The sequence below is a fragment of the Spirosoma profusum genome, from assembly GCF_014699005.1.
GTDB lineage: Bacteria > Bacteroidota > Bacteroidia > Cytophagales > Spirosomataceae > Spirosoma > Spirosoma profusum.
Window position 1 is genome coordinate 70,937 of the sequence record NZ_JACWZY010000010.1, and the last position, 25,289, is coordinate 96,225.

General features: G+C 48.7%; 23 protein-coding genes. 12 read left to right on the top strand and 11 right to left on the bottom strand.

What is annotated here, in order from left to right; all coding sequences use genetic code 11:
* Positions 1–68 precede the first annotated feature (68 nt).
* The 10 genes from IC229_RS13855 to IC229_RS13900 all read left to right on the top strand — a co-directional run bounded on the left by IC229_RS13855 (position 69) and on the right by IC229_RS13900 (position 14,871).
* Positions 69–3,059 carry a SusC/RagA family TonB-linked outer membrane protein gene (locus tag IC229_RS13855; protein WP_190887587.1) on the top strand — a complete coding sequence of 997 codons (2,991 nt, stop codon included), beginning with the start codon at positions 69–71 and terminating at the stop codon, positions 3,057–3,059.
* Between the two features lie 13 nt (positions 3,060–3,072).
* Positions 3,073–4,548 carry a RagB/SusD family nutrient uptake outer membrane protein gene (locus tag IC229_RS13860; protein ID WP_190887588.1) on the top strand — a complete coding sequence of 492 codons (1,476 nt, stop codon included), beginning with the start codon at positions 3,073–3,075 and terminating at the stop codon, positions 4,546–4,548.
* A 101-nt stretch (positions 4,549–4,649) separates the two neighbouring features.
* On the top strand, positions 4,650–5,630 hold the full coding sequence (locus IC229_RS13865; protein WP_317171570.1) for a hypothetical protein: 981 nt from the start codon (positions 4,650–4,652) through the stop codon (positions 5,628–5,630).
* A 65-nt stretch (positions 5,631–5,695) separates the two neighbouring features.
* Positions 5,696–7,954: an outer membrane protein assembly factor BamB family protein gene (locus IC229_RS13870; RefSeq protein WP_190887590.1), complete on the top strand. Its 2,259-nt coding sequence runs from the start codon at positions 5,696–5,698 to the stop codon at positions 7,952–7,954.
* A 215-nt stretch (positions 7,955–8,169) separates the two neighbouring features.
* Complete coding sequence (locus tag IC229_RS13875; RefSeq protein WP_190887591.1) at positions 8,170–9,180, top strand: 2-dehydro-3-deoxygalactonokinase; 1,011 nt, start codon at positions 8,170–8,172, stop codon at positions 9,178–9,180.
* Positions 9,177–9,818 carry a bifunctional 4-hydroxy-2-oxoglutarate aldolase/2-dehydro-3-deoxy-phosphogluconate aldolase gene (locus tag IC229_RS13880; protein WP_190887592.1) on the top strand — a complete coding sequence of 214 codons (642 nt, stop codon included), beginning with the start codon at positions 9,177–9,179 and terminating at the stop codon, positions 9,816–9,818. The genes IC229_RS13875 and IC229_RS13880 overlap by 4 nt, the downstream gene beginning before the upstream one ends.
* Before the next feature lie 131 nt (positions 9,819–9,949).
* Complete coding sequence (locus IC229_RS13885) at positions 9,950–11,236, top strand: MFS transporter (protein ID WP_190887593.1); 1,287 nt, start codon at positions 9,950–9,952, stop codon at positions 11,234–11,236.
* A gap of 250 nt (positions 11,237–11,486) precedes the next feature.
* Positions 11,487–12,587 carry a Nif3-like dinuclear metal center hexameric protein gene (locus IC229_RS13890; protein ID WP_190887594.1) on the top strand — a complete coding sequence of 367 codons (1,101 nt, stop codon included), beginning with the start codon at positions 11,487–11,489 and terminating at the stop codon, positions 12,585–12,587.
* 17 nt (positions 12,588–12,604) lie between these two features.
* On the top strand, positions 12,605–13,360 hold the full coding sequence (locus IC229_RS13895; RefSeq protein WP_190887595.1) for a zinc ribbon domain-containing protein: 756 nt from the start codon (positions 12,605–12,607) through the stop codon (positions 13,358–13,360).
* 14 nt (positions 13,361–13,374) lie between these two features.
* Positions 13,375–14,871: a tetratricopeptide repeat protein gene (locus IC229_RS13900; protein ID WP_190887596.1), complete on the top strand. Its 1,497-nt coding sequence runs from the start codon at positions 13,375–13,377 to the stop codon at positions 14,869–14,871.
* A gap of 104 nt (positions 14,872–14,975) precedes the next feature.
* On the opposite strand, the gene IC229_RS13905 is transcribed toward IC229_RS13900, so the two are convergent.
* From IC229_RS13905 to IC229_RS13925, 5 genes are all read right to left on the bottom strand, one after another.
* Entirely contained in the window at positions 14,976–16,163 is a 1,188-nt protein-coding gene (locus IC229_RS13905) for a phosphoglycerate kinase (protein WP_190887597.1), read from the bottom strand.
* A gap of 105 nt (positions 16,164–16,268) precedes the next feature.
* Positions 16,269–16,676 carry a type II toxin-antitoxin system VapC family toxin gene (gene vapC, locus IC229_RS13910; RefSeq protein ID WP_190887598.1) on the bottom strand — a complete coding sequence of 136 codons (408 nt, stop codon included), beginning with the start codon at positions 16,674–16,676 and terminating at the stop codon, positions 16,269–16,271.
* Positions 16,677–16,871 carry a type II toxin-antitoxin system VapB family antitoxin gene (locus tag IC229_RS13915; RefSeq protein ID WP_190887599.1) on the bottom strand — a complete coding sequence of 65 codons (195 nt, stop codon included), beginning with the start codon at positions 16,869–16,871 and terminating at the stop codon, positions 16,677–16,679.
* A 45-nt stretch (positions 16,872–16,916) separates the two neighbouring features.
* Entirely contained in the window at positions 16,917–18,107 is a 1,191-nt protein-coding gene (locus IC229_RS13920; RefSeq protein WP_190887600.1) for a hypothetical protein, read from the bottom strand.
* Positions 18,108–18,137: 30 nt separating this feature from the next.
* A complete protein-coding gene (locus IC229_RS13925) occupies positions 18,138–19,103 on the bottom strand; it encodes a DUF2157 domain-containing protein (RefSeq protein WP_190887601.1) in 966 nt (321 codons plus the stop codon).
* Positions 19,104–19,130: 27 nt separating this feature from the next.
* Between IC229_RS13925 and IC229_RS13930 the strand changes: the two genes are divergently transcribed.
* Both IC229_RS13930 and IC229_RS13935 read left to right on the top strand, forming a co-directional pair.
* Positions 19,131–20,819 carry a VRR-NUC domain-containing protein gene (locus IC229_RS13930; RefSeq protein WP_190887602.1) on the top strand — a complete coding sequence of 563 codons (1,689 nt, stop codon included), beginning with the start codon at positions 19,131–19,133 and terminating at the stop codon, positions 20,817–20,819.
* 79 nt (positions 20,820–20,898) lie between these two features.
* Positions 20,899–21,450, top strand: a complete 552-nt coding sequence (locus IC229_RS13935) for an NADPH-dependent FMN reductase (protein WP_190887603.1) — start codon at positions 20,899–20,901, stop codon at positions 21,448–21,450.
* Between the two features lie 83 nt (positions 21,451–21,533).
* On the opposite strand, the gene IC229_RS13940 is transcribed toward IC229_RS13935, so the two are convergent.
* The 6 genes from IC229_RS13940 to IC229_RS35725 all read right to left on the bottom strand — a co-directional run bounded on the left by IC229_RS13940 (position 21,534) and on the right by IC229_RS35725 (position 25,009).
* Positions 21,534–22,124 carry a DinB family protein gene (locus tag IC229_RS13940; protein ID WP_190887604.1) on the bottom strand — a complete coding sequence of 197 codons (591 nt, stop codon included), beginning with the start codon at positions 22,122–22,124 and terminating at the stop codon, positions 21,534–21,536.
* A gap of 34 nt (positions 22,125–22,158) precedes the next feature.
* Entirely contained in the window at positions 22,159–22,602 is a 444-nt protein-coding gene (locus IC229_RS13945; protein WP_223833991.1) for a DsrE family protein, read from the bottom strand.
* A 17-nt stretch (positions 22,603–22,619) separates the two neighbouring features.
* Positions 22,620–22,790: a DUF1059 domain-containing protein gene (locus tag IC229_RS13950; protein WP_190887605.1), complete on the bottom strand. Its 171-nt coding sequence runs from the start codon at positions 22,788–22,790 to the stop codon at positions 22,620–22,622.
* Between the two features lie 219 nt (positions 22,791–23,009).
* A complete protein-coding gene (locus IC229_RS13955; protein WP_190887606.1) occupies positions 23,010–23,612 on the bottom strand; it encodes a protein-S-isoprenylcysteine O-methyltransferase in 603 nt (200 codons plus the stop codon).
* 34 nt (positions 23,613–23,646) lie between these two features.
* Positions 23,647–24,039, bottom strand: a complete 393-nt coding sequence (locus IC229_RS13960; RefSeq protein WP_190887607.1) for a hypothetical protein — start codon at positions 24,037–24,039, stop codon at positions 23,647–23,649.
* A gap of 175 nt (positions 24,040–24,214) precedes the next feature.
* A complete protein-coding gene (locus IC229_RS35725) occupies positions 24,215–25,009 on the bottom strand; it encodes a hypothetical protein (RefSeq protein WP_190887608.1) in 795 nt (264 codons plus the stop codon).
* Between the last annotated feature and the right edge of the window lie 280 nt (positions 25,010–25,289).

Consider the following 25,289-nt stretch of genomic DNA (forward strand, 5'->3'; position numbering starts at 1 on the left):
AGGTTCAGAAAATCCATTCATCAGCTCAATCCCGGAACAGAAAATCTTTTCAATAAACCCAAGTACAAATGAAAAACTATCTAAAACTTTTCCTGCTGGCATGGCTGCTAAGTTCGAGCGTGGCCTTTGCCCAGAGTAACCGGATTACCGGAAGGGTAACCGGGCCCGATAATCAGGGGCTTCCTGGTGTGAACGTTCAGGTGAATGGCACGACAACCGGTACGTCGACGGATGCGTCGGGGAATTACGCGGTGAATGCGGCCAACAATGCTACGTTGGTCTTTTCGAACATTGGCTATACGAGCCAGACGGTTGCCATCAATGGACGTAGCGAGATTAACGTACAACTGGTTGAGGATTTGAAAACGCTGAATGAGGTGGTGGTCGTGGGGTACGGTACGCAGCGGAAAACTGACGTAACGGGCGCTCTGACGGCGATTTCGAATAAAGAGTTTGCCCAACAGCCAGTTACCCGATTAGATCAGGTATTGCAGGGTCGCGCGGCCGGTGTGCAGGTAACGCAAACCAACGGCGCACCCGGTGGTGATGCGCGTATCCGTATTCGCGGAGCCAACTCCGTGTTGGGCAATAATGACCCGCTCTACGTAGTGGACGGCTTTGTGGGCGCCAACTTCAACTTCGTCAACCCCAGTGATATTGAGACGATTCAGGTCTTGAAAGATGCCGCTTCTACGTCAATTTACGGAAGCCGGGGTGCAAATGGTGTCGTGATTATCACCACCAAAAAAGGTTCTAAAGGGCTTAAAGTCAACTACGAAGGGCAATTCAGTACGTCGGAAAACATCAAACGTTACGACGTATTGCCAGCCGGTGAATTTGCCGAAATCGTAAATGCGCGGGCTACTGCAGTTGGCTCTGGTTTACCTTTCACGACCGATCAGATTGCGCAGTTCAAGCAAAACGGCGGTACCGATTGGCAAAGTCTGGTTTTCCGGAAAGGAAGCGGCCAACAGCATCAGATTACAGTTTCGGGCGGAAATGATAAAACGACGTTCCTGGTTTCGGGTAACTACCTGAATCAGAATGGGATTGTTAATAACAGCGGTTTCAAACGGTACATTCTACGTACCAATTTGAATACCCAGATCAACGACAAACTCTCGTTCCGGCTGAATTTTTGGGGTACACGTTCGCAAAACCACAACACGCTCGATGGTGGCGCTATCGTTCAGGCGCTGGCCTGGGCACCAACAACACCCGCTTACGGCACAGATGGTCAACCAACGTTTACGGACCCAATCGGGTCGGTTTATCGCAATCCGCTGGATTATCTATACGATCAGTCGGTCGATCAGAACCGGACCGGCCTCAACCTCATTGGCGGTTTGAATTATAAGCTTCCGATCAAGGGACTATCGCTCGATTTACAGTACGCGGTCAACTTCCTGAATGCTCAAAACCTAAACCTGAACGGCAAACGGCTATCGAACAACAACCCAACGGCCAGCCGCTTCTCAGCCGAACAGTTTACGTTGCAAAACACGAACACACTGAACTACGACCTTAAAGTTGGTGATCACTCAATCAACGCCGTGGCCGTGTTGGAAACGCAACAGTTTACCGATCAGAACTTTACGGCCAGTGCAGCGGGACTTCGTTTCCCTCAGTTGGGCTACGACAACATCGGTGGTAATACGGCCGCTACCGTAGCATCTGGTTTTCAGAAATGGACGCTTTTATCGCTACTCGGACGGGTAAACTACGGTTACAAAGACAAATACCTCGTTACAGCTGCCGTTCGGCGCGATGGTTCGTCGAAGTTTGGCCCCGCTAACCGATATAGCGTATTCCCATCGGTAGCCCTCGGCTGGCGTTTGTCGGAAGAAGAGTTTATCAAGAATCTGAACGTATTCAGCAATCTGAAACTGCGTGGGAGCTGGGGTATGACTGGTAGTCAGGCCATTAACCCGTATGCTACGTTATCGACTTATAGCACCATCGTTTCAGCCTTCAACAACACGGCGGCTACGGCGGGTGTAATCCTGGGCAATCCCGGAAACCCTGATCTGAAATGGGAAACCACAAAACAGGTCGACGTAGGTTTGGAGATGGAATTCCTGAATGGCCGGATACGTATCGAAGCCGATTATTTCAAGAAAAATACGACCGATCTGCTTCTCAACGTAGCAATTCCAAGCTATGCGGGTGGTGGTACGCAGGCACGTAACGTCGGTGAAATTGAGAACAAAGGCTTTGAGTTTTCGATTGGCGCTACGCCCTTCGACAAAGGCGGATTCCGTTGGGAAACAAACCTCAACTATTCGACACTCCAAAACCGAGTTATCAGTCTGGGCGGTCTGCCAAGGCTTGGTCAGGGAACGGGCGTAGGTGCTGGTATGTCGACTACGAACGAATTTATGCTGATTCCGGGCGAGCCACTGGGTTCGTACTGGGGCCTACAATACCTCGGCACCTGGAAACCAAACGAAGCGGATCAGGCTGCCAGACAGGGGCGTGTACCGGGCGACCCACACTATCAGGACCTTAACGGCGACAATGCTATTACGACTGATGACTTCCAGATTATCGGACGGGCTTTCCCCAAAGGAACGGCTGGCTGGAACAACACCTTTACGTATAAAGGCTTTACGTTAAACGTATTCTTCAATGGCGTATTCGGCGTCGATAAACTGAACTACACACGGGCAGCCGCTTTGTCGGGCTCGGGCGACGCGCGGCAGTTCATTCTGTCGGAAATCCGGGATTACTACCGTCCGGGTAACGAAACCTCCGACGTACCGGCCTTCACGAAAACGTATCAGCCGTTCACCCAATCGAGCCGGTTCCTGGAAGATGGCGGCTTCGTACGGCTGAAAAACGTTAGTCTTTCGTATAACGTACCAACCGGTTTCATTAATAACAAAGCGAACATCCGGGTATTTGCCAGCGCCACGAACCTGTTTACAATCACGAAATACAAAGGGCCAGACCCAGAATCGGCTCGTGTTGGTTCGGGTACCGATACAGCCATTGGTATCGATTACGGTTCTTATCCAAACGCCAAACAGTACACACTGGGCATCAATCTGGGCTTCTAAAAACTGAACGATCATGAAAAAATTAGTTATAGTAGCCTTGGCGGCAACGCTTACCGTCGGCTGCAAAAGTTACCTCGAAGAAAACACAACCGGATTGCTGTACGGCGGAAACGTACTCTCCACGCAGGACGGTCTTGAATCAGCGCTGACCGGCGCCTACCGGGGCCTGGGCAACCAGTGGACATATGGTTTTCTGCATCCGTCGGCCACAGCCGCTACCATCGGCAGCGACGACGTAACGACGCATCCGGCCAGCAACAAAGCCGACTGGCGCGAATTCGATCAGTTCAACGTATCGACTACGAACCAGCGTTCAGGGGCCGTTTATACGGGCTGTTACAAAGCCATTCAGGGTGCTAACAACGTAATTAACAATTACCAGAAAACGGTTGGCACCAAAGCCACTATCGACATCATTGCGGGTGAAGCTTATTTCATTCGCGGGTTTTCGTACTACTGGTTAACTCGCTTTTACGGAAGCATTCCTTTGGTTTTAGTGGGCGAATATTCGTCTGATCTGCTGACGATCAAGAAGTCGACGCCGGCCGAAGTGTATGCGCTGATTGTGGACGATTTGAAGAAAGCTGAAACCATGCTTCCCAATACCCGGCGCGATCCGGGTCGGCCTAACGCGGGTTCGGCCAAGGCGTTTCTAGCCGATGTGTACCTGACGATGGCAGGTTGGCCGCTGAAATTAACTGCCAACTATGATCTGGCCGCTGCCAAAGCGAAAGAGGTGATCGACAACCGCGCTACGTATGGTTTTCAACTGATGCCAACGTTTGCTGCCGTTTTCGAAAACGATCCGGCGGTGGCTATGATTCCGGAATCGGTTTTCCAGATTGGCGGCTTTACGGGCGGAAGCGGCACAGCCAACGCTACGTATGGCAACACGACGATGCCCGGCGAAGAAGGCGGTTGGGACGATATGTTTGCCGAACTGAATTTCTTCCGTGATTTTCCGGCTGGGCCACGTAAAGATGCTACGTTCCGCACCGAATTTGGCTTGGGTACCACCAAAACTCCTTGGGACAAAAGCCTGACCCGGCACCCTTATTACCAAAAATGGTACATCAAAGGCAACGTTGTTACGTCCAGTATTTCGCTACCGTCGGTCATGATGCGTTACCCGCATGTATTGACCGTTTACGCCGAAGCCAAAGCGCGGGGTACGGGCGGACCTGATCAGGCTGCTTATGATGCGCTGAATGCGGTACGTTTACGCGGTCGGGCAGCGGGCACGAAAGCTCTTTCGCCAGCTGATGGCCTGACAGCCACTCAGTTTGCTGATGAGGTTGTTCAGGAACGTGCCTGGGAATTTGCCTGTGAGCGCACGCGCTGGTTCGATCTGATACGTCTCGAACGGGTAGAAGCTGCTAATGCCGCCAAAAGCCCCGACGATTTGCAGCCAATCAAACCCATCACCAAGGCAAATTATTGGTTCCCATTACCTTACACCGATACGTCGATCAATCCGAATTTGAACTAGGCCGGAATTGAGGTGAAAGTAGATTCTATGGGTTCGTTTGTCTATACTGTTAATCTTAGATGTAATAAATCCATAGAATCTTAACTAAACGTATCATGACGATGCTGAAAAGAACACTCATTGCTATTCCCGTACTATTGGGCTTTGGTAGTGCAACCCTACCACTAGCCGATTTCCCACAAGCCGACCTGTCGAATGGAGTTATCCAGACTACGTTATACCTGCCCGATGCCAGTCAGGGGTATTATCAGGGAACGCGCTTCGATTGGGCGGGTTCGTTCAAGAATCTGGATTACAAAGGCCATAGTTTTGTCGAGCCTTGGTTCGAGAACTACGATCCGAAACTGCACGACGCCATCAGCGGTCCTGCCGAGGAGTTTGTCCCACTGGGATATGCTGAAGCGCAACCGGCTGGTACGTTCGTAAAAATCGGCGTGGGCGTGCTACGTAAACCCGACGAGAAACCGTATGCTTTCTCCAAGTATTACGAAATCGCGAACCCCGGCGAGTGGGCGATAAAGAAGTCGAGAGATCAGGTTGATTTCAGCCACAAACTGAACGACGCTACGTCGGGCTATGGCTACGTGTACCAGAAAACGGTGAAACTCACGAAAGACAAACCCGAACTGGTGCTGGAACACCGCCTGAAAAACACGGGCAAGCTACCCATCGAAACCAGTACGTATAACCACAACTTTTTCATCATCGACAAACAACCCACCGGCCCCACCGTGAATGTGCAGTTTCCGTTCGAGGTGAAAGGCGAGGGTAAAGGGTTTGGCACTACGATTGTTGCGCAGGGAAATAAGTTGGCGTATTCACGCGATCTGGACAAAAAAGAACAGGTGTACAGCGCTGGCTTACAGGGCTTCGGTGCTACGTCGGCAGATTATGACATACGTATCGAAAATCAGAAAACGGGTGCTGGCGTACGCATCAGGGGCGATAAACCGCTCGAAAAATTGGTATACTGGGCCTGTTCCACTACGTCCTGCCCGGAACCATACATCCGTTTGTCTGCTGCGCCCGGTCAGGAAATAAGCTGGACGATAACGTATGAATTTTATACGAAAACGCCCTAGTAGCATTCGCAATTGATCACTCATGTTAGAATCTTTTCCTAAAACCTAACATCGCTTACGAATTCATGAATTCGCTCTTAAAAGTCTGTTTTGGCCTGCTTGCGCTGGGGCTTTACTGGCCGCTACGTTGGGAGAAATCAGTCGTTACTACGTATCAGGCTGACCAACCCAGCAGTGACTGGCCAACTTATGGCGGCAACAACGCGGGTAATCGGTACTCCCCGCTGACGCAGATCAACACGCAGAACGTGAAGAATCTGCAACTGGCATGGACCTACGAAACCGGCGATAATACCAAGCCCGATCAGCGCGGCAATGACATTCAGTGTCAGCCAATTGTGATTAAAGGGGTCCTGTACGGTACGTCGCCACGCATGAAATTATTTGCCGTGGAGGCCGCTACGGGTAAGCAACTCTGGCAGTTCGACCCGTTTTCCGAACCTGGAAAACGGCCCCGGTTTCATCCGCTACGTGGCGTTGTGTATTGGGAAGATGGCGCCGATAAACGACTTCTTTACTCCGTCGGGTCAAGCCTATATGCCATTGATGCCCAGACCGGTAAACCCGTAACAAGTTTCGGAACCAACGGCGAAGTTGATCTGCATGAAGGGCTGGGCGACAAAGAAACCATTGGCCACGACGTAGCAACGCTGTCGATACGTAGCACCACGCCCGGCGTGATTTATAAAGACTTACTGGTTATGGGTTCTAGCGTATCGGAGGGGGGGGATGCGCCACCGGGCTACATTCGGGCGTTTAACGTACGCACAGGCAAGCTGGCGTGGGTGTTTCATACGATTCCGCTTCCCGGCGAATACGGTTACGAAACCTGGGGCAAGGATTCCTATAAAAAGTTAGGTGGGGCCAATTGCTGGGCGGGTATGGTTATCGATGAAAAACGAGGCATCGTATACGCAAGTACAGGCTCGGCATCCGTCGATTTTTACGGTGGAGCGCGTCCGGGACAAAATCTGTTTGCAAACTGTGTAATTGCCATTAATGCCCAAACCGGCAAGCGCGTCTGGCATTTCCAAACCGTCCACCACGACCTTTGGGACCGCGATTTGCCCTGCCCGCCCAACTTAATTCGGGTAAAACACAACGGCAAGATGGTCGATGCTGTAGCGCAGGCCACCAAAGATGGCTACGTGTTTGTCTTTGATCGCGATACGGGTAAACCGCTTTTTCCGGTGAAGGAAGTGCCGGTGCCAACCATTCCGGCCCTACCCGGCGAAAAACCCTGGCCAACACAACCCGTCCCGACCAAACCGGCTCCGTTCTGCCTGCAAGAATTAACTGAATCGACCATCACCAGCCGCACACCCGAAGCCCGCGCCTACGTACTGGAGCGCTATCGCAACAGTCGACATGGGAGTAAGTACCTGCCGCCCAGCGAAGAAGGAAGCTTATTTTTTGCTATTGGCGGTGGGGCTGAATGGGGCGGTACTGCCGCCGACCCGAGTGGGATTTTCTACGTAAACTCGAACAACATGTTGTGGTGGCTGAAAATGCGTGACGTACGGGAAAGTCAGGGTGTTGCCATGACGCGCGGTACGGGACTATTCAACACGAATTGTTCGATATGCCACAGCCTGAGCGAAAAAAGCAAGTCGAAACCGGTAGCAAATGCTGCCAGCCAGGCCTACCCTGATCTGACCGATGTGGGTAGTCGGTTATCAGCTGAGCAGATTCAGAATTTGCTGGCAACTGGGCGCGGACGGATGCCGTCGTTTGCTCATTTGTCGAAAGAAGACCGGGATGCCATCGTTAATTTTCTCCTAAAAAAAGAGAAGCCAGCAACGCCTTCGAATGCGCCTGCGGTCGTCGATGTGCACACATCAGGCTCAACAGCCGCTACGTCGAAAAATGCTGATTTTCCGTACTCACCACCTTTTTTAAACAATGGGAATATACAGTTCCGCGATCAGGATAATTACCCGGCGCTCAAGACGCCCTGGGGAACACTGAATGCCATCGACCTGAATACTGGCAATTTTGTATGGCAGGTGCCGCTGGGCGAATACCCCGATTTGATGAAACAGGGCCTTCCGCCAACCGGCACCGAGAATCACGGCGGGCCAGTCGTAACGGCGGGCGGACTTGTTTTCATTGCCGCTACGTATGACGAGAAACTGCGCGCTTTCGACCGGAAAACAGGCAAAATTGTCTGGGAATATAAATTACCGGCGGGTGGTTTTGCGACGCCCATTACGTATATGATCGATGGTCGGCAGTACGTAGTGATTGCCTGTGGAGGAACCCGCTACAATTTGAAATCAGGAGGGTCGTATGTAGCCTTTTCTTTACCACAAACGTCTAATTAACATGAAGTTACGACCATAGTTCTTTGTCATGCTGACGAAGCCGGGCCGTCGGAGCGGAAGTATCTTAATGTTTCCAAACTAGACAGCAATGAATCTTTGTCATGCTTCCGCTCCGGCGGCCCGGCTTCGTCAGCATGACAAAAACCCGGTCCAGAATACTCTGAACTATTAGCACTTGAGTTCTTAATATCCATTAATTCTTAACCTATAAACTGATGGTCAATTTTTTATTGTGTTGTGACTGGGGCACTTCATTCTTTCGACTTCGATTGATGAATGCCTCTGACTATCAGAGTCTGGGTGAAATTCACTCGCAAACGGGTATTGCCGGTACGTTTACCGGCTGGCAAACCAGAGGAGCATCGCGAGGCATCGCCCGTGACCATTTTTTTCGTCAGGAATTGAAAAAACAGATTGATCGACTTGCCGAAAAAGTGGCTATGCCTTTGGATGGCATTCCTGTCGTTATCTCCGGTATGGCTTCCTCATCGATTGGCATGGAAGAACTCCCGTATGCTACGTTGCCCTTCGCGGTAGATGGTAGTCAGGCCAGTGTGCGGCATTTCGATGCCCAGGCTGATTTTCCACACGAAATCATGCTGATTTCAGGCGTAAGCAGCGATCAGGACGTAATGCGGGGCGAAGAAACTCAACTCGTCGGCCTAATTGCTTTACTCCAGTTATCGGGCGACAAACCGCAGGAAGCTATCTGCATTTTTCCGGGTACACACTCCAAACACATGGCTATCCAAGGTGACCAGTTGGTTGGTTTCGATACGTATATGACTGGCGAACTGTTCAGCCTTATGGCGCAGCAAAGCATTTTAAAAGACTCAGTCGATACGTCCCTCCTCGCTCACCTCACCGATAGTGACAAAGAAGCATTCCGGCGGGGAGTAAGGCGATCTGGTACGTCACCCATTCTGAATAGTCTGTTCACCATTCGTACGAATCAGCTTTTCGATAAGCTGACTAAGAAGCAGAATGCTTTGTACTTGAGTGGCTTGCTGATCGGTACCGAACTCAATCCGTTGCTTCAACAGGATAATTGGTCGCTGGTACTTTGCAGCGGTAGTAACCTGTCCATTTTTTATGAACTGGCGCTCGCCGAACTGAATCTCCTGCACCGCACCATCACCATTCCACCTGATATCATTGACCTGGTAGCCAGCATCGGGCAAATCAATTTATTCCAGAACCAGACCGCGAAAGTGACAGCGAAATGAATTCAGCCCCTTTTTCATGGGAATTATTTACCCAAATGCCCATTGTCGGTATCATCCGTAACGTAGTAGTAGCTGATATTCAGCAGATTCTCCCTATTTACCGGGAAGCTGGCCTGACGACTATCGAAATAACCATGAATACGCCCGGCGCCGAACAGGTCATTCAGTACGCTCGTGAACACTATTCAGAAGGACTGAACATTGGCGCGGGCACTGTTTGCACCACGGATGATTTGACGAAAGCCCTTGATGCCGGTGCGCAGTTCATCGTTACGCCCATTCTCGATAAAAAGGTAATTAAAACTTGTGTGAAGGCTAACGTACCGATTTTCCCGGGCGCGTTAACGCCTTCCGAAGTCTACAAAGCCTGGAAACTAGGAGCCTCAATGGTAAAAGTTTTTCCGACGACGGCATTAGGACCCGGCTACATCAAAGATTTGAAAGCACCGCTGAACCAAATAAAACTGGTGCCTACAGGCGGAGTCGATCTGAAAAATATGGATGATTTCCTGAAAGCTGGTGCTGATGGACTGGGTATCGGAAGCCACCTGTTCGACAAAACACTCATTGCCAAAAAAGACTGGGCTGGTTTAAAAACACACTTTCAGGAATTTGCCCAACAGTTACGTAGTAGTTGAGTAATGTAGTTGGCCCCGACAGGCTCCGGCTGTCGGAACCGCCGGATGGATTTTAGTGCCCGATTAGCTGCTATCGCGACTCTGACAGCCAGAGCCTGTCAGGGCCTTTTATTACTTAAACCCGTACCGTTTTGAAAATTCGTAATTACCGCTGGGTCATCGTTGTACTGCTGTTTCTGGCAACCACCATCAATTACCTTGACCGCCAGATTATTGGCTTATTAAAACCAATTCTGGAAGTCGAATTTGGCTGGAGCGAAACCGATTTTGCCCGCATTGTGATGGCGTTTCAGGCGGCCTATGCGGCTGGACTGTTGTTGCTGGGCTGGTTTATCGACAAAGTCGGCACGAAGGTCGGTTACTCGATTACCATTATTTTCTGGAGCGTGGCCGGTATGCTTCATGCGGTCGCCCGCAGTGCAATTGGTTTTGGGATTGCCCGTGTTGGTCTGGGATTGGGGGAAGCCGGAAACTACCCAGCGGCCGTAAAAACCGTAGCCGAGTGGTTTCCGAAAAAAGAACGGGCGCTAGCAACGGGCCTTTTCAATGCTGGGACTAGTGTCGGTGTGGTAGCGGCTCTGCTGATCGTTCCCTGGATTTTAAGTAATTACGGGTGGCAGGAAGTTTTCTGGATAACAGGCGCGCTGGGCTTCGTATGGCTGATTTTCTGGATCATTTTTTACGACGTACCAACTCGGCAAAAACGTTTGACGAGCGAAGAATACACGTACATCACTAGTGGTCAGGAAACCGAGCCCGAAGTCAAAACCAGTGTCAATTGGTTCAAACTATTCACGTTACCGCAAACCTGGGCACTCATCACTGGCAAAGGGCTTATCGACCCGATTTACTGGTTTTTTCTGTTCTGGCTCCCTTCCTATTTCTCGTCCATGTTCAAGCTCGATTTAAAAAAACCCAGCGTCGAACTTATGCTGATTTACCTGGCGACCACCGTCGGCAGCATTGGTGGAGGCTATCTGTCGTCCTTGCTCATCAAACGCGGCTGGCCAACATTGAAAGCCCGCAAAACGGTATTGTTTGCTTTTGCGGTAATTGAGTTATCGGTCATTCTGATTCAGTTTGTTACGGATGTCTGGGTTGCCGTTGGGCTAATTAGTCTGGCTGTGGCCGTTCACCAGGCCTGGGCTACTAACGTGTTTACAATGGCTTCCGATTTATTTCCCAAACAGGCCGTTAGTTCGGCTGCGGGTATTGCCGGGATGGCTGGTGCCGTCGGTGGAATCTTCTTCCCGATGCTGGTGGGTAGCCTACTCGATTCCTACAAAGCCGCCGGGAATCTGGGCGGAGGCTACAACATCCTGTTCACCATCTGCGGATTTACTTACCTCACCGCCTGGATAATTATTCATCTATTAACTCGCAAACCCAAACTGGTTGATATCAGCGAGATTACGTAGGCAAGTATAGAACCTTTAAACTGTTCTGTATGAGCCATTTTTGTCATGCTGAGGCATGAAGCATCTTAAAGCACCCAAACAAGCGAGTAATGAAACGTTAAGATGCTTCGTGCCTCAGCATGACAAAAACACTCGTTATGAGACTATTGCCAAAAGTATAATACTACTTTCAGATAGCTAGTTTAAAATGGTATAAATAGACTCATAGTTATATTTGTAGTTCAACCTGCTATCAGGTCGTTTTCGGATTATGGTTCAAATACGTCATCTCACGGCTTACCTCGAAGCTTTCGCCCCTCTTGCTTATCAGGAATCTTATGACAATGCCGGACTAATTGTCGGCGATCCGAACGAGGAAATCAAAGGAGTTTTGATTTCACTCGACGCCACTGAAACCGTTATTGATGAGGCTATTGCCAAGGGCTGTAACGTAGTGGTGGCTCACCATCCGATTGTATTCAAAGGACTGAAAAAGCTGAACGGCAAAACCTACGTAGAACGTACCGTTATCAAAGCTATCAAAAACAACGTAGCGATTTACGCGGCCCACACCAATCTGGACAACGTAGCGGGTGGTGTAAATTTCAAGATTGCCGAGAAATTGAATCTTCAGAACGTACGGGTGCTGGCACCGAAAACACAGGTGTTAAGCAAACTCGTTACGTTCGTTCCGGTGGCCGATACACAGCGCGTATTGGATGCCCTTTACGCAGCCGGTGCCGGTCAGATTGGCGACTATAAAAATTGCAGTTTTCGAGTAAATGGCACTGGTACGTATCAACCCGGCGAAGGAGCCAATCCAGCCATCGGTGAAGTAGGTGAATATCACGAAGAGCCTGAAAATCGTATCGAAGTTATTATTCCGACGTATCAGCAAAACAACGTACTGGCCGCTCTCCGGCAGACGCACCCTTATGAAGAAGTAGCGTACTACCTCACTGCGTTAGACAATCAGAATCAGGAAGTTGGCTCGGGTGCAGTGGGCGAATTGGCAGAACCTCTGGAAAATAGCCAATGGCTTTCCTATCTGAAAGAAAGCATGCAATTGAACCTGATTCGGTACACCGCCTTACCCGACCGGCCAATTAAACGCGTGGCTGTGTGCGGGGGCGTCGGCAGTTTTTTACTACCGGATGCCATGCGCGCTGGAGCCGATGTGTTTGTAACAGCCGACTACAAATACCACGAGTTTTTCGATGCCGACGGACGCATTTGTATCTGCGATATTGGTCATTATGAGAGCGAAGTCTTTACGAAAGAGCTTTTTCATCAGCATTTGGCAAAAAAATTCACTACTTTTGCGGTAATTTTATCAGTAACGGACACGAATCCGGTCCGTTACTTCATATAGCACTAACAATTCTCCGAATGGAACTTACGATTGCGCAAAAATTAGACGCTCTTCTGAAACTGCAATCCATTGATTCTCAATTAGACGAACTAATAAAAATTCGCGGAGGCCTTCCCGAAGAAGTCCGCGACCTGGAAGACGATATAGCTGGCTTTGAAACACGGATTGGCAAATTTCAGGGCGAAATCAAGTCTCTGGAAGAAGACATCGAACGCAATCGTGTAGCTAAAAAAGACGCCGAAAAGCTGATTACCAAGTACAAAGATCAGCAGATGAACGTGCGGAATAACCGCGAGTTCGACGCGATTTCGAAAGAAATTGAACTGCAATCACTTGAAATCGAACTGGTTGAAAAACGGGCTAACGAAGCTTCGTTCCGGGTTCGGGGCAAGGAAGATGAAATCAAATCGACGCAGGCAGCACTTAACGAACGGAAAGAAGACCTGAAAGCGAAAAAGCAGGAACTCGATCAGATTACGTCGGAAAGTCAGGAAGAAGAGAAAGAGTTTATCAAACAGCGGGAGGAGCAGGCTAATACCATCGAACCCCGTTTGTTGAATTCGTATAACAAAATTCGCGGTAATGCACTCAACGGTCTGGCCGTTGTAATGGTGAAGCGCGGAGCCTGTGGCGGTTGCTTCAACGTAGTGCCCCCACAGCGTCAGGCTGATATTAAAGACAAAAAGAAAATCATTGTCTGCGAGCATTGCGGCCGGATTTTCGCCGATGTCGAAGGTGTCCCCGAACCAGCTCCGGTTGGCCGTGGTCGGTAAGAAACATATTACGTATGAGGTGTATCTTCAAAAAAGCACCGGGCTGCAACCCGGTGCTTTTGTTTATACTATGGCTGGCTCCATTATTGGTTTCCGCGCAGGATTTTGCCTGGACACCGGGGTTACTACGTGCTTATACAGGCCTGCAAAAACTGAAAATACAGCCTGCCCAACAAACCTTGTCAGTTGAACCGACGGGCAATGGCGTTCGTATTTTTCTTGACAATTACGTCGATATGCTCACACTCGTTACGTCCGATGATGACAAGGCGTTTGCCAGCCTGAGCGAACGGGAAGACGAGCGGCTCGACGCACTCAAAGCACTAGACGATACGTCGCCCTGGAAACGGGTTTTACTAGCCGAAGTCCGACTTCACTGGGCATTTGCCAAACTGAAATTCGGCAAGGAAATCGGCGCCAGTTGGGACGTTATCCGCGCCTATAAACTCCTGGCTGAGAATCAAAAACGTTTTCCGGATTTTCTACCTACCTACAAATCGCTGGGTACGCTTCACGTAATGATTGGTTCTGTTCCAGATAATTACACCTGGGTAGCGCGACTGCTTGGGCTACATGGAAGCGTGAGTCAGGGTCAGCAGGAATTGCTACGTGCACAGAAGGACGCTACGTTCGGACTCGAATCCCGCCTGATTGATTTGATGGTACGTGCCTACGTATTGAATTTTGCCGATGCTGATAGTCATTCATTACAAAGGCTTGTGCAAGATCATCCCGACAATCTGCTGCTTCATTTCTTCGGAGCTACCATCGAACAGAAAAACGGACATAGTGAACAGGCTCTCAGCTACTTAACCAAACGCCCGACTGGTAATACGTATCAATCGTTGCCCATTGTCGATAATATTCTGGGCGATATTTATCTGCAAAAAGGTGAGTACGTAACGGCAACGACGCATTTTCAGCATTTTCTGACCAATTATAAAGGCCGAAATTTCCTGAAAGACACGTATTACAAGCTCTTCCTCTGTCAATGGTTAGCCAATCAGGCCGATGCGCAGTCCAGGCCTTATCTCCAGAAAGTGCTGAGTTCGGGACGTACTACGGTTGAGTCAGATAAAGCCGCCCAGAAATTTGCCGAAGCTTATCTGAAACGAGGGGCTTCTCTAAATCAGAAAGTGCTGATGCGGGCACGACTAGCTTCCGACGGTGGTTTTACTGATAGTGCTCTTACGTACCTGCGTCCATACACCGAAGCGAAATTCCCGGAAATCGTTGAAAAAGCAGAATACAATTACCGGATGGGACGTATCTACCAACGTAGAAACGATCCCGATGCCGCCATACCATACCTGAATCGTGCCCTCAACTTTAGTGAACCGGGCCAATTGTCTTTTGGTGCTACGTCGGCCTTACAACTGGGCTACATCTACCAGAAAAAGAACGACCGAACTCGCGCCCGGTCGTTCTTTCAGAAAGCACTCAGCTTCAAGCACCACGAGTACAAAAACAGCGTAGATAATAAAGCGCGAGCGGGATTGAGCGGATTGTAGAGACAGGGCATGCCCTGTCTCATGACCGGAAGGTTCTAGTGGCTGGATGGTTTATTGCTGACGCCTAGGAGACAGGGCATGCCCCCGCAACGGCGGACCGGTCTCTACGATAGCGCAGCAACACCCGGCAACGTCTTCCCTTCCATGTATTCAAGCAGGGCACCACCACCGGTTGATACGTAGCTGACACGGTCGCCGTAGCCAGCCTGGTTAATGGCTGATGCCGAATCGCCACCACCGATGAGCGAGAATGCACCATTTTCTTCGGTGGCTTTCACAACGGCTTCAGCAATGGCGTCGGTTCCTTTTGCGAAGTTTTCGAACTCGAACACGCCCATAGGACCATTCCAGAGAATCGTTTTCGATTGCAGTACTACGTCCGTAAACAACTTGATGGATTCGGGGCCAATATCAAGCCCTTCCCAGCCGTCAGGAATCTCTCCCGTCTTAACAATCTGCTGGTTAGCGTCGTTCGAGAAACTATCAGCGCAGACGTTATCGAGCGGCATGTAAATTTTTACGCCTTTACCTTCTGCTTTTTTCAGCAACTCAAGCGCCAGGTCCTGTTTGTCAGCTTCGAGCAGCGATTTTCCAATTTGTCCACCCTGTGCTTTCGTAAACGTGTAGGTCATTCCGCCACCGATGATGAGGTTGTCGACCTTGTCGAGCAGTTTTTCGATAATCAGGATTTTGTCGGAGATTTTAGCGCCACCCATAATGGCGGTAAAAGGACGCTCGGCACTTTCCAGTATCTTTTTGGCATTGTCGAGTTCGGCCTGCATGACGTAACCAGCTACGCGGTCATCGAAGAATTGACCCATAACCGCTGTGCTGGCGTGAGCGCGGTGAGCGGTTCCGAAAGCGTCATTTACCCAGACATCGCCCAGTTTGGCCAGTTTTTCGGCAAACGCTACGTCGCCTTTTTCTTCTTCTTTGTAGAAACGTAGATTTTCGAGCAGAAGGATTTCGCCGGGTTGCAGGCTGGAGGCTAAATCAGTCGCCGACTGGCCAATGCAGTCGTCTGCAAATTTTATCTCCCGGCCAAACGCTTCGTTGAGCGCAGGCAACAGGTGTTTCAGCGAATATTTTTCTTCGGGACCACCCTTCGGCCGACCCAGGTGCGACATCAGAATAGCTGACCCGCCATCATTCACGATTTTCATGACGGTTGGGATGGTGGCTTTGATGCGGGTATCGTCGGTAATGTTGTATTCTTTATCGAGTGGTACGTTGAAGTCAACCCGAACGAGGGCTTTTTTTTGGGCGAAATTGTAGGAATCTACGGTTTTCATGCGACTACGTTTGGTCGTTGGTTTGCGGGGCCAAACTTAGCGGTTTTTCATCAGACGGAGGCTGTAAGACGAATCAAAGTTTAGAACATTCCAGCAACGTAGTGTCTATTCTTTTGCGATACGTAAAGCCGAGAATCGGGCAATATGATCGAAATCGGCATCACGATGCAAAATAGGCATGTCATAAAAAATGGCGTAGTGAGCAATCAGGCAGTCATTAGGCTTTCGGATCGTGACACCTTTTTTACGCAGCACCCGATATAATTCAGCCGCGCCAATAGCGGCTTCCACGAGATCAAGTTTCAAAAATGCTAAAGACAGCAAGTTTTTCTTTACTTGATTAAATAGTGAATCTTCATGAACACCCTGTAATACCTCTTGTATGATGGTAGACGTCACGTAAATGTTCAAATCGGAATAATAAAGGTACTTTTTTAGAAGTCGAACCTGAGTAGTGTCCTGTTGTCGAATGTAATCGATCCAAACAGAGGTATCAATAAGAGTGGGCTCCATTTACTTTTGCATTCTCATTTGTTCGAGATCGCCCTCCCAGTGAACCTTACCTGGCCATTCTAAAATCTGTTTACGATTGAGCATTTTAATATAATTTTCTAATGCCCGTTCAACAACTTCTTTTTTCGTTTTTGCCTGACTGAGTTCCATTGCTTCCTGAAGTAGCTCGTCATTTATATCAATATTCGTTCGCATGGCCGATTCCCAGTTTATACACAAAAATAATCAATTTTATACACATCAGTACTTTCCTTCGCTCCCACCCCCACCGAAATTGCCGCCACCAAAACGAAGGTCATTTTTAGGTGATTGTTGAGCAACTCCGGTAGCGTGGACTGCGGCAACGGTCGCTACGTTGGTCAGAAATTCGTTGGGAGAATCTTCGTCAGGTGCGTCGGTGAAACCGTGTTTTGGTTTCTGCAAATAGCGAATTCCAGCCACGGCAATGCCAATCAGGATTAGTCCACCGATAGTTAATGCTACGTTGAGTGGCACTAGTGCTACGTATTCATGCAACGTAACGACAGCAGCAATGAGGCCCATCGTTCCCAGAATAATCAGCATCCGGTTCCGCTTCTTCAGACCCTCCCCGAGATAAATACCCGGAATCAGAAAGGTCAGTATCCAGAACAGACTTGACAGCGAAATTTCGGGCGCTCCCACCAATCCGCTGTTACGTAGTTGTGGTCCCAAAAGTAAGCCGTTCAGTTCACGTATTACAAAATAATTACTACTTGCCGCCAGCATAATCAAAGCTATCCACTGCGCCAGGTTCAGCGGATCGACGTAGTACGTCTCTTTCGGATAGCGACGAAAGTACTGTCTGACAGTTAGATACAATCCTCCCGAAACTGCCATCATAATGAACGGCATCGCATCCTTCCCCCAGTCATATTTCAGCAGACTATCGAACAGAGCGGAATAGAAAACGGCCAATGTAAAGAAGGCAATCAACGTATCGCCATAGTACCAGAGTATAAGCAGCAGCAGCGGCAACGTAGCAAAACAGTGGGTGGCAACAGACCACTCTTCGGGCAAAAGCTGATTCAGACCGAACGCCAGAAAACCAGCCAACGTAGCGGCAAAGGCGTTATCGATACCATTTCGGTAAAGCAATCGCCGGTTAATTAGTAATTGGCCGATTATGCCCGTACCAATACCGGCTACAATATTGAAAATGGCGTAGCCATATTTACTTTTAATATCGTTCCAGAAAACGCTGGCAGGCAACATGTAACAGGCTAAAATGGCTACGGTCGTGAACAGAAACAGGCCAATTTCAATGAAGCCGTTTGTCTGTCTAAACTCCACCGGATATTCTTTCTGCACACGAGTCACCTGATCGTCAGATAACAAGCCTTGCCGATGCCATCGCTCGGCCTGCTCGACAATTGAGCGATTATAAATCCATTGTTCGTTATAAGCTTTCATGGAAAAGTCAGCGTGTGCTACGTTATCGAATCACGATTTTCCGCGTTTCGGTAATTGAGTCATCAGGTAATAAACTACACCAATACCTGTGATGATGAAATACCAGTAGTAGGCTCCATCGTCTTCGGGGTGGACGTACTCAATAAATAGGTACGTAATAGCGATATAACCGTATACTACGCTCATCAGCAGAAACAAAAAGGATTTTTCCCGGCGGGCGTAGCGATCGAGAGCGATGCAGGCTACGGCTATTGCGATAGCAAAAGGTATCCATATTTCATTAAAATTAAAGAGTCCGCCCAACAGGGCCACCATGAGCAGATTACCCGCGATGGTCAGGTACGTATACGTGAAATGCGGCTTGATACGTCGGCGCTCCAGCCAGAAAGCCGTCCCAAGCAAAATAAGTGCTAAACCAATGGCAGAAAAGACGGTTCGCTGATCAAAAAAGTTGGTTTTAAAATACAGCTCAAGCGGCCTCACCGTTACACCTACCCATGAAATCAGGGCCGTAAGCGCCATTCCTAATACACCCCGATGGTCGAAACGGTAGGACAGGGGCAAAAACAACAAAGCGGGCAGCAGGGTTACCAGTCCGTAGCGCGTGCCGAATACGTTATATGCATACTGTGCGTAGCCTTCCAGTGTCAGAAAAAGCAGACAGCCCAGAATCAGCGCGTAATCGCCGAACGTCGACCGGCTTTTCGTTTCTGAGGGCGTCCAATCGGGCCGGTTTCGCCAGGCGAAATAAAAGCATCCGGCACAGGCTACGGCGATGGCAACCAGCAAAGCACCGTGGCCAATTTGGTCGAAATTATCATAGACGAGCAACCCCACACCACCACTAAATAGCAGGATTCCGATGTAGAGTATGGATCGAAGTTCCCAGTGCAATGAGAACGGCTTTTTCTGCTCAATTTCAGCAATTTGACCCTGCTGTTTCGCGTCTAAAATTCCTTGTTTATGAAGCTCGTTTAATACGTCGTTTGGGGACATAAACGGTTGTTTTTTTGTTCATTAAGTATGGTCGGACGACAGAAAGTTATACTTACTCCTCGCTATTATCTCGACAATTTCCGCTACGTGCTGGATTTTGTAAAACGGCTGTACGGTGGCTTGTTAAACGAGGCCGAATGGGATTTTGTGCGCCGATTCGAATCGCTGAGTCTCGATGCACAATGCCTGTACGTACGATTCAGTAATCGCAAAGGACTCTTTTTTCGGATTAACAAACTACAATATAACGAAATAACTGACTTACCGGCAGCCGTCGATACGTTGATCGCTACTGGCTTTATTGATCCGCTATCACCCCGTCACGAAGCCTTTGGCAACGACGCGCTGAGCGTATTTACAAAGCCCGAACTTCTTGAGTTACTGCCGCTGGAGCCCGAAGAAATCAGGCCCCTCGCCAAAGAGAAAAAAGAAGGCGTCGTGAAATATGCGTTGCAGGAGCTTGATTTTGGCGAAGTCGTTACGTCGCTGACTACCCACGAAACGGTTGTGAAGATGAATTTCGAGGCCGAAAGTATGATGGTGAAATACCTGTTTTTCGGCAATCGGGGTGCCAACATGACTGAGTTTGTGATACGCGATCTGGGAATGGTCAATTTCGAACGATACGACGATAGTAAGCTAACGGCTCGTTTTCGGTCTCGCAAGGAGGTGGAAGATAAACTGCTCATTTCGCTTACCAGCGAAGAGTTTTACGACTTGAAAGAAGGCGATACGCCCCCTTCAGACATTTACAATTGGTTCCTGAACTGGAACGAAACCCGCCCCGAACTAACCGAAATTGCTATTCCGGGTTATCAGAAATTGGTTTGTCGGGTTGGTGGTTACCTCGAACGGCAGAAATTACCTGAACAGGCACTGTCTGTTTATGAACTTTCTGACCGCGTTCCGGCCCGCGAACGGCGTGTACGATTGCTGTTCCGAAACGGTTCGATAGACGAAGCGCTCGCCCTCTGCGACGAAATTGCGCTCAACCCGCTGAATGCTGAAGAGCGGTATTTCGCCAACGATTTTCGGGATAAAATTCTGAGTGTGGGAGAGAAAAAGCGTCCCCGAAAAGCTACTACGCGATTTCTGTCTGATGCCGAAAGCGTCAACATTCCGGCGGCTTACCGACACCATGTCGAAGCTGGGGTTATGAATTATTACCTGGAACATGACTTCGATGCGGCTTTTACCGAAAATTATCCCTGGCGGGGCCTTTTCGGGCTGGTTTTCTGGGATATTATCTACGACGCCAACGTATCGGCCATTCACCATCCGCTGCAACGGGCTCCGTCCGATTTTTACCTGCCCGACTTTTACCTCAAGCGCGAAGATCTGCTCAAAAAACGACTGGCCGAACTCACCAATAAAGACGACTGGCGACGACACACCGGGCGTATGTTCAACGCGAAGTATGGTATCACCAACGTGCTGGTCGACTGGTCGGATGAATTACTGACGCTGGTGCAACGTATCATCGACTTATTAGATGTAGAGCAGTTGAGGCTCATTCTGTTAGAAATTTCCCGCAACCTGCGTGAGCATACACGCGGTTTCCCCGATCTTCTGATCTGGAACGAACAAGGCAGGTATGAGTTTGTAGAAGTCAAATCACCCACCGATCATCTGGGGCCACAACAACTGCACTGGCTGGAATTTTTCCAGACCATCGGCGTCCACGGCAAAGTGGTTCGGGTAATTTGGGAGTTGTGAGAGGTGGAACTAAACTACTACGTATCACTTTCTACGTCATAGCAAGTGATACGTAGCAGAACCTAATTGATACAATTCAATGCCTTCCCGGAAAACCATTTTTGCCATTATCGGCAGCGCCAGTAAAAACTCATCGAATCTAAAGCTGGTCAACCGAATTGCGGACGTAGCAAAACATGATCTCGACATTATCATTTTCGACCGATTATCTGAATTGCCGCCCTTTAATCCTGAACAGTCAGTCAGTAACGTACCAGAGTCCATTACACAATTCAGAGCCGCTATTCAGGACGCAGACGGCCTGTTAATCTGTACGCCCGAATACATTTTCAGCATGCCAAGCGGTTTGAAAAATGCCATTGAGTGGTGCGTCGCGAGCACTGTTTTTTCCGGAAAGCCGATTGGCCTTATCACGGCATCAGCCAGTGGTCAGATGGGGCACGAAGAGCTGAAAATAATTATAAAAACCGTCGAAACTGTTTTCACAGAAGATACTACGTTATTGATACAGGGCATAAAAGGAAAAATAGATGTAGCGGGTGCAATCACCGATGCTGACACACAAAACAAACTAATCCATTTTATCGACGCTTTCGTCAATCTGGTCCAAACGCATTCATCAGCAACGTAGCACGGCAGTGGTTGCAGACATCTTCTACGTTCTCTACGCTACGTTAAGTAGTCTCCGAAAAAGAAGGAAAAGTTTTCTGACGCTTACCACGGATCAAAGTCAGCTTTGTTGGTGATTTTGAAAACCCGGCTGTAGGTGCCCCGGATATAGCGAACCTGATAGCGATGGCCGGACATATGGGTAACCTGGGTTTGAAATAGGTTGGAAATAGGTACTTCCACCCTACCAACAAATACCACTTTTTTCGACAGTATCTCGGGAGCCAGCGCTTTAACAACAGCTGTTGACCGAGTACGTGCCGCATCGAAACGTGTTCGAATAGCCTCCATCGTGGGTTCCTGAACCGACATCGGTTTTTTATCAGTCAGATATCGGCCCTTATTTTCAATGGCATCGGCCATCCACTCTTCGAACCAGCACAGATGACCTACTACCCAACGTACCGAATTTGATTCGGGGTTCGGTTTCCAGTCGGCTTCTTTTTCGGTAATACCTTTCAGGTTACCCCACAAAGATTTGTATTGATAATCCGTCATATCTTGCAACAAGCGGACTTCATTCAGGGAAAACTCATCGCCCTGCACGGCAGACGAAAATTCCGGCATTAGAAAAGGCAGGATGGCCGGTGCATTTGCACTCTGACTTAGAAAGGTACGTCGTGAAAGTGTTTTCATGAAGCCAGGTTTTATATGGGTGAAACGTAGTAAATCAGTACGTAAACATCTTGTCGCTGTCAGTTGCGAGCCTGACCAGCACAGTCGGCATAGCAAACTCGGCCGGTTTTCCGGCAATCTCAGCGTCACTTAATCCCCTCGCCTTCGACGACATCCCCGACAGGTAGAACTTGCCCCCTGCTTTCACAATGGCGTCGTAATGGTCACGAAGTTTACCCGTTCCCAGCCCAACCACTTTATCTAATTCGCTATCCTTGAGCAACGTAACGGCATCGCCCGCCAGAAATAGTGCAACGGTATGTCCCTCGTCGGTAGCCGTTTTGGCTACCAGAAATGCCAGTGCCGCCTTAGTGGGGTTGTCGGGGCCGCAGGTAACATGAATCAGGAATTTCATCTTTTTTTGAGTTGATTGAGCATGAGAAATCGTTCCTGCCAGTAGCAAAAAACTGGCAAGCAGCATTTGTTTAATACGTATCATGGTGGAATTTGGCTTATTTATGCGTCGTGAATTAAGGGTTTGATTTGTTCGGCCATTTCAGGCGTAATGGTCACCTGATGGGCGTCTTGTGCATGTTGCGCAGCTAATTGCAGCACTTCGGCTTCGGTTTCAGCCTTGACAATACCAGGGCAATCGAAGCCCACATCTTTGCAACGTAGTTCTTTCATGATTGTGTTTGGTTTGGGATAATAAGTAGGAATTACCTGTTTCGATGCTAAGACTTTCTGGATGGATTACCTATCCTGAATTAGCATCGAAGAACAAAGGCTTTTTATAAAAGACTCATAATCACAAAGGAAACCTTCTTTTATCCGTTTTCAATAGCCTGTAAACGGAACTTCAGACATAGTTACTGAACGGTAGCCTTTTTAAGTATTTATACGCCATTACCTGCTGGCTGCAGGGTTCATTATTTTAGGTAACAAACGCCCCGTCGAACGCATATAAACTCGATATGGCTCCCCGAAGGCATCAAGCATCATCTGCTCTTCATGATTCACTCGCCCCAGATACATCGCCCAGAACCAAATAAATGGAGGTACACCAATAAACCAGTTCGCAGAAAGTAGTAACGTACCAATAGCCGCCAATAAAAAAGAGAGGTACATGGGGTGACGGATATAGCGGTATATGCCCCGAATAATCAGCACATGGTTTTCCTGGATGTGCAGTTGCCCAGTCCAGTTGCGGCCCAACGCCTGATGTGACAACACCAGAACAACTACACCCAGTAGGGAAACACCAAAACCAACCCATCTGATCCAGTTAGGTAAATAGAAACCAGCAAAGTCGAGCCAGGTCGTTAACGCGTAAAAAATAGGGATAATGAACAGCAACGTACCAATACGGTACATGAGTAACTCCCGGTCGATATTCACTGACTTTACCAGCTTCCCCGCAGGATTCTTCCGTACGACGTATTGCCGGATAAGCTGACCGGGAACGAAACACACCATAAACAGAATGCGAAATACAAATTCCTGGTTCATAAGTTCATTTTGGTTAAACGTATCAAAATGCGTATCAGGCCGCTACGTCTGTTCCCTGTCTTAGAAGCATGCCCGACCAAACCGTTAGTACAACGGAAATAAAGACGGTTACCCAGGCGATTGGCGTCTCAACTTTATTGATAATAGCCAATGAATGTACAATAACTAAAGCCAGATCAGACAGGAGTATAAGTACAATCATTGCCCGACGCCCCAAAGAGGGTTCAGCCCCTCGACCATACCAGCAGGCCACTGCAAACGCGATAAGTAACGTACCATAACCCTGTGCCACAAGCTTTGCCCCCGGATTTATCCAGGAAGGGTCAGTCAAGTATTGATTGCCGATATAATCCGGAAAAAATGCGAGTGTTACTCCAAATGATAAACAAATGAGAGATACGGTTGAGAAGAGGTTTTTAATGTTCACGATTTGGCTTCAGGGGTTTAAGGTTAGATGCAAGTCGATAAAACAATGAGTATGGTATTGGCATAGAAATGGAAAGCTTAGTTTATTGAGTCAGCTCGCTATTGGTTGCCTTTACTTAACATCAGCAAAGACAACCAATAGCATAAATTGAATGCGAGCAGTAGCCCAATACTGGTCAATCAGGCAGATTGTAGGCCCGCTTCACAGCCGCATAATCCTTGTAATCAATGTTAGCCTGACGCCCACCGGGTGTACTGCCGTTCACAATAACGATGCGGTATTGGGGGGCATCCTTCGCCATATCCCGGTAGAACTGGGCGTTCTTACCAATAAAATCAGCAACGGCAACCTGTTTTTGAGCCTGATCTAACTGATTGGTAAAAAAATACATATATAAATGAAGGTTATTGACTCCTATATCATCGCTATTCACGTAATAGCCGATGAAATCGTTATATTGATTGGTAGCCCGCCCTGGGATTTTTATTGATCCATTTGCGCTTGTCGACTGAATTCGTTCGACCAACTTAAATTCGGCACTCCCACTATCATACTGTAATTGAGTGTATTTCCAGTATACATACACAATCGACTTATTAATAACATCAGCCGTTAACAGTGGACTAACTCTGTTGTTATCATTACCAATAATGGTCTGGAGATTATCCGGGAAGCGATAATAATAACTACTAAAATCAGGGGCTTTCCAGGCAGTGTATACTACGTTAGCGTTCCCGGCAGGCCCTTGTGGACCAGTTGGCCCCGCCACACCACTCACCCCCTGCGGGCCAGTTGCGCCCGCCACACCACTTACCCCTTGCGGACCCGTTGCACCGGCGGCCCCCGTTGGCCCGGCAGGGCCTTGTGGACCGACCGGCCCTTCTGGCCCTTTACACGATACAACAATCAAACATAATAGAGCTAATAAACCTGTACTGATCTGGAATAGAAGCGGAACACGCGTTTTCATGATGGTGAAAAATTAAATGTGAATAGAAAAAATAAACGTAACTAAACTGATCGGATATGACCAGATTGCCAGGTGAATACGTAACAGACGTTTTCATGGTAGCGAAAAGATCACCGGACAAATGCTTTAATAGGGCCTTTTCTGAATCGTTTTCATTGTTTTTAGTGTGAATTGTTTTTGAATGAGTTGGTGTGATTAGCAGCGGAAAGCTCACTTCTTAATTCCTGTACAAACTTCCCCTCGAAACACAAAACAGGCTTTTGGTTTTGCGCCAGGCTTG

Bases quoted from the DNA above. Each gene is read 5' to 3' on its own strand.
- IC229_RS13855 (WP_190887587.1), top strand. From the start codon at position 69: ATGAAAAACTATCTAAAACTTTTCCTGCTGGCATGGCTGCTAAGTTCG.
- IC229_RS13860 (WP_190887588.1), top strand. From the start codon at position 3,073: ATGAAAAAATTAGTTATAGTAGCCTTGGCGGCAACGCTTACCGTCGGC.
- IC229_RS13865 (WP_317171570.1), top strand. From the start codon at position 4,650: ATGCTGAAAAGAACACTCATTGCTATTCCCGTACTATTGGGCTTTGGT.
- IC229_RS13870 (WP_190887590.1), top strand. From the start codon at position 5,696: ATGAATTCGCTCTTAAAAGTCTGTTTTGGCCTGCTTGCGCTGGGGCTT.
- IC229_RS13875 (WP_190887591.1), top strand. From the start codon at position 8,170: ATGGTCAATTTTTTATTGTGTTGTGACTGGGGCACTTCATTCTTTCGA.
- IC229_RS13880 (WP_190887592.1), top strand. From the start codon at position 9,177: ATGAATTCAGCCCCTTTTTCATGGGAATTATTTACCCAAATGCCCATT.
- IC229_RS13890 (WP_190887594.1), top strand. From the start codon at position 11,487: ATGGTTCAAATACGTCATCTCACGGCTTACCTCGAAGCTTTCGCCCCT.
- IC229_RS13895 (WP_190887595.1), top strand. From the start codon at position 12,605: ATGGAACTTACGATTGCGCAAAAATTAGACGCTCTTCTGAAACTGCAA.
- IC229_RS13900 (WP_190887596.1), top strand. From the start codon at position 13,375: ATGAGGTGTATCTTCAAAAAAGCACCGGGCTGCAACCCGGTGCTTTTG.
- IC229_RS13905 (WP_190887597.1), bottom strand. From the start codon at position 16,163: ATGAAAACCGTAGATTCCTACAATTTCGCCCAAAAAAAAGCCCTCGTT.
- vapC (WP_190887598.1), bottom strand. From the start codon at position 16,676: ATGGAGCCCACTCTTATTGATACCTCTGTTTGGATCGATTACATTCGA.
- IC229_RS13915 (WP_190887599.1), bottom strand. From the start codon at position 16,871: ATGCGAACGAATATTGATATAAATGACGAGCTACTTCAGGAAGCAATG.
- IC229_RS13920 (WP_190887600.1), bottom strand. From the start codon at position 18,107: ATGAAAGCTTATAACGAACAATGGATTTATAATCGCTCAATTGTCGAG.
- IC229_RS13925 (WP_190887601.1), bottom strand. From the start codon at position 19,103: ATGTCCCCAAACGACGTATTAAACGAGCTTCATAAACAAGGAATTTTA.
- IC229_RS13930 (WP_190887602.1), top strand. From the start codon at position 19,131: ATGGTCGGACGACAGAAAGTTATACTTACTCCTCGCTATTATCTCGAC.
- IC229_RS13935 (WP_190887603.1), top strand. From the start codon at position 20,899: ATGCCTTCCCGGAAAACCATTTTTGCCATTATCGGCAGCGCCAGTAAA.
- IC229_RS13940 (WP_190887604.1), bottom strand. From the start codon at position 22,124: ATGAAAACACTTTCACGACGTACCTTTCTAAGTCAGAGTGCAAATGCA.
- IC229_RS13945 (WP_223833991.1), bottom strand. From the start codon at position 22,602: ATGATACGTATTAAACAAATGCTGCTTGCCAGTTTTTTGCTACTGGCA.
- IC229_RS13950 (WP_190887605.1), bottom strand. From the start codon at position 22,790: ATGAAAGAACTACGTTGCAAAGATGTGGGCTTCGATTGCCCTGGTATT.
- IC229_RS13955 (WP_190887606.1), bottom strand. From the start codon at position 23,612: ATGAACCAGGAATTTGTATTTCGCATTCTGTTTATGGTGTGTTTCGTT.
- IC229_RS35725 (WP_190887608.1), bottom strand. From the start codon at position 25,009: ATGAAAACGCGTGTTCCGCTTCTATTCCAGATCAGTACAGGTTTATTA.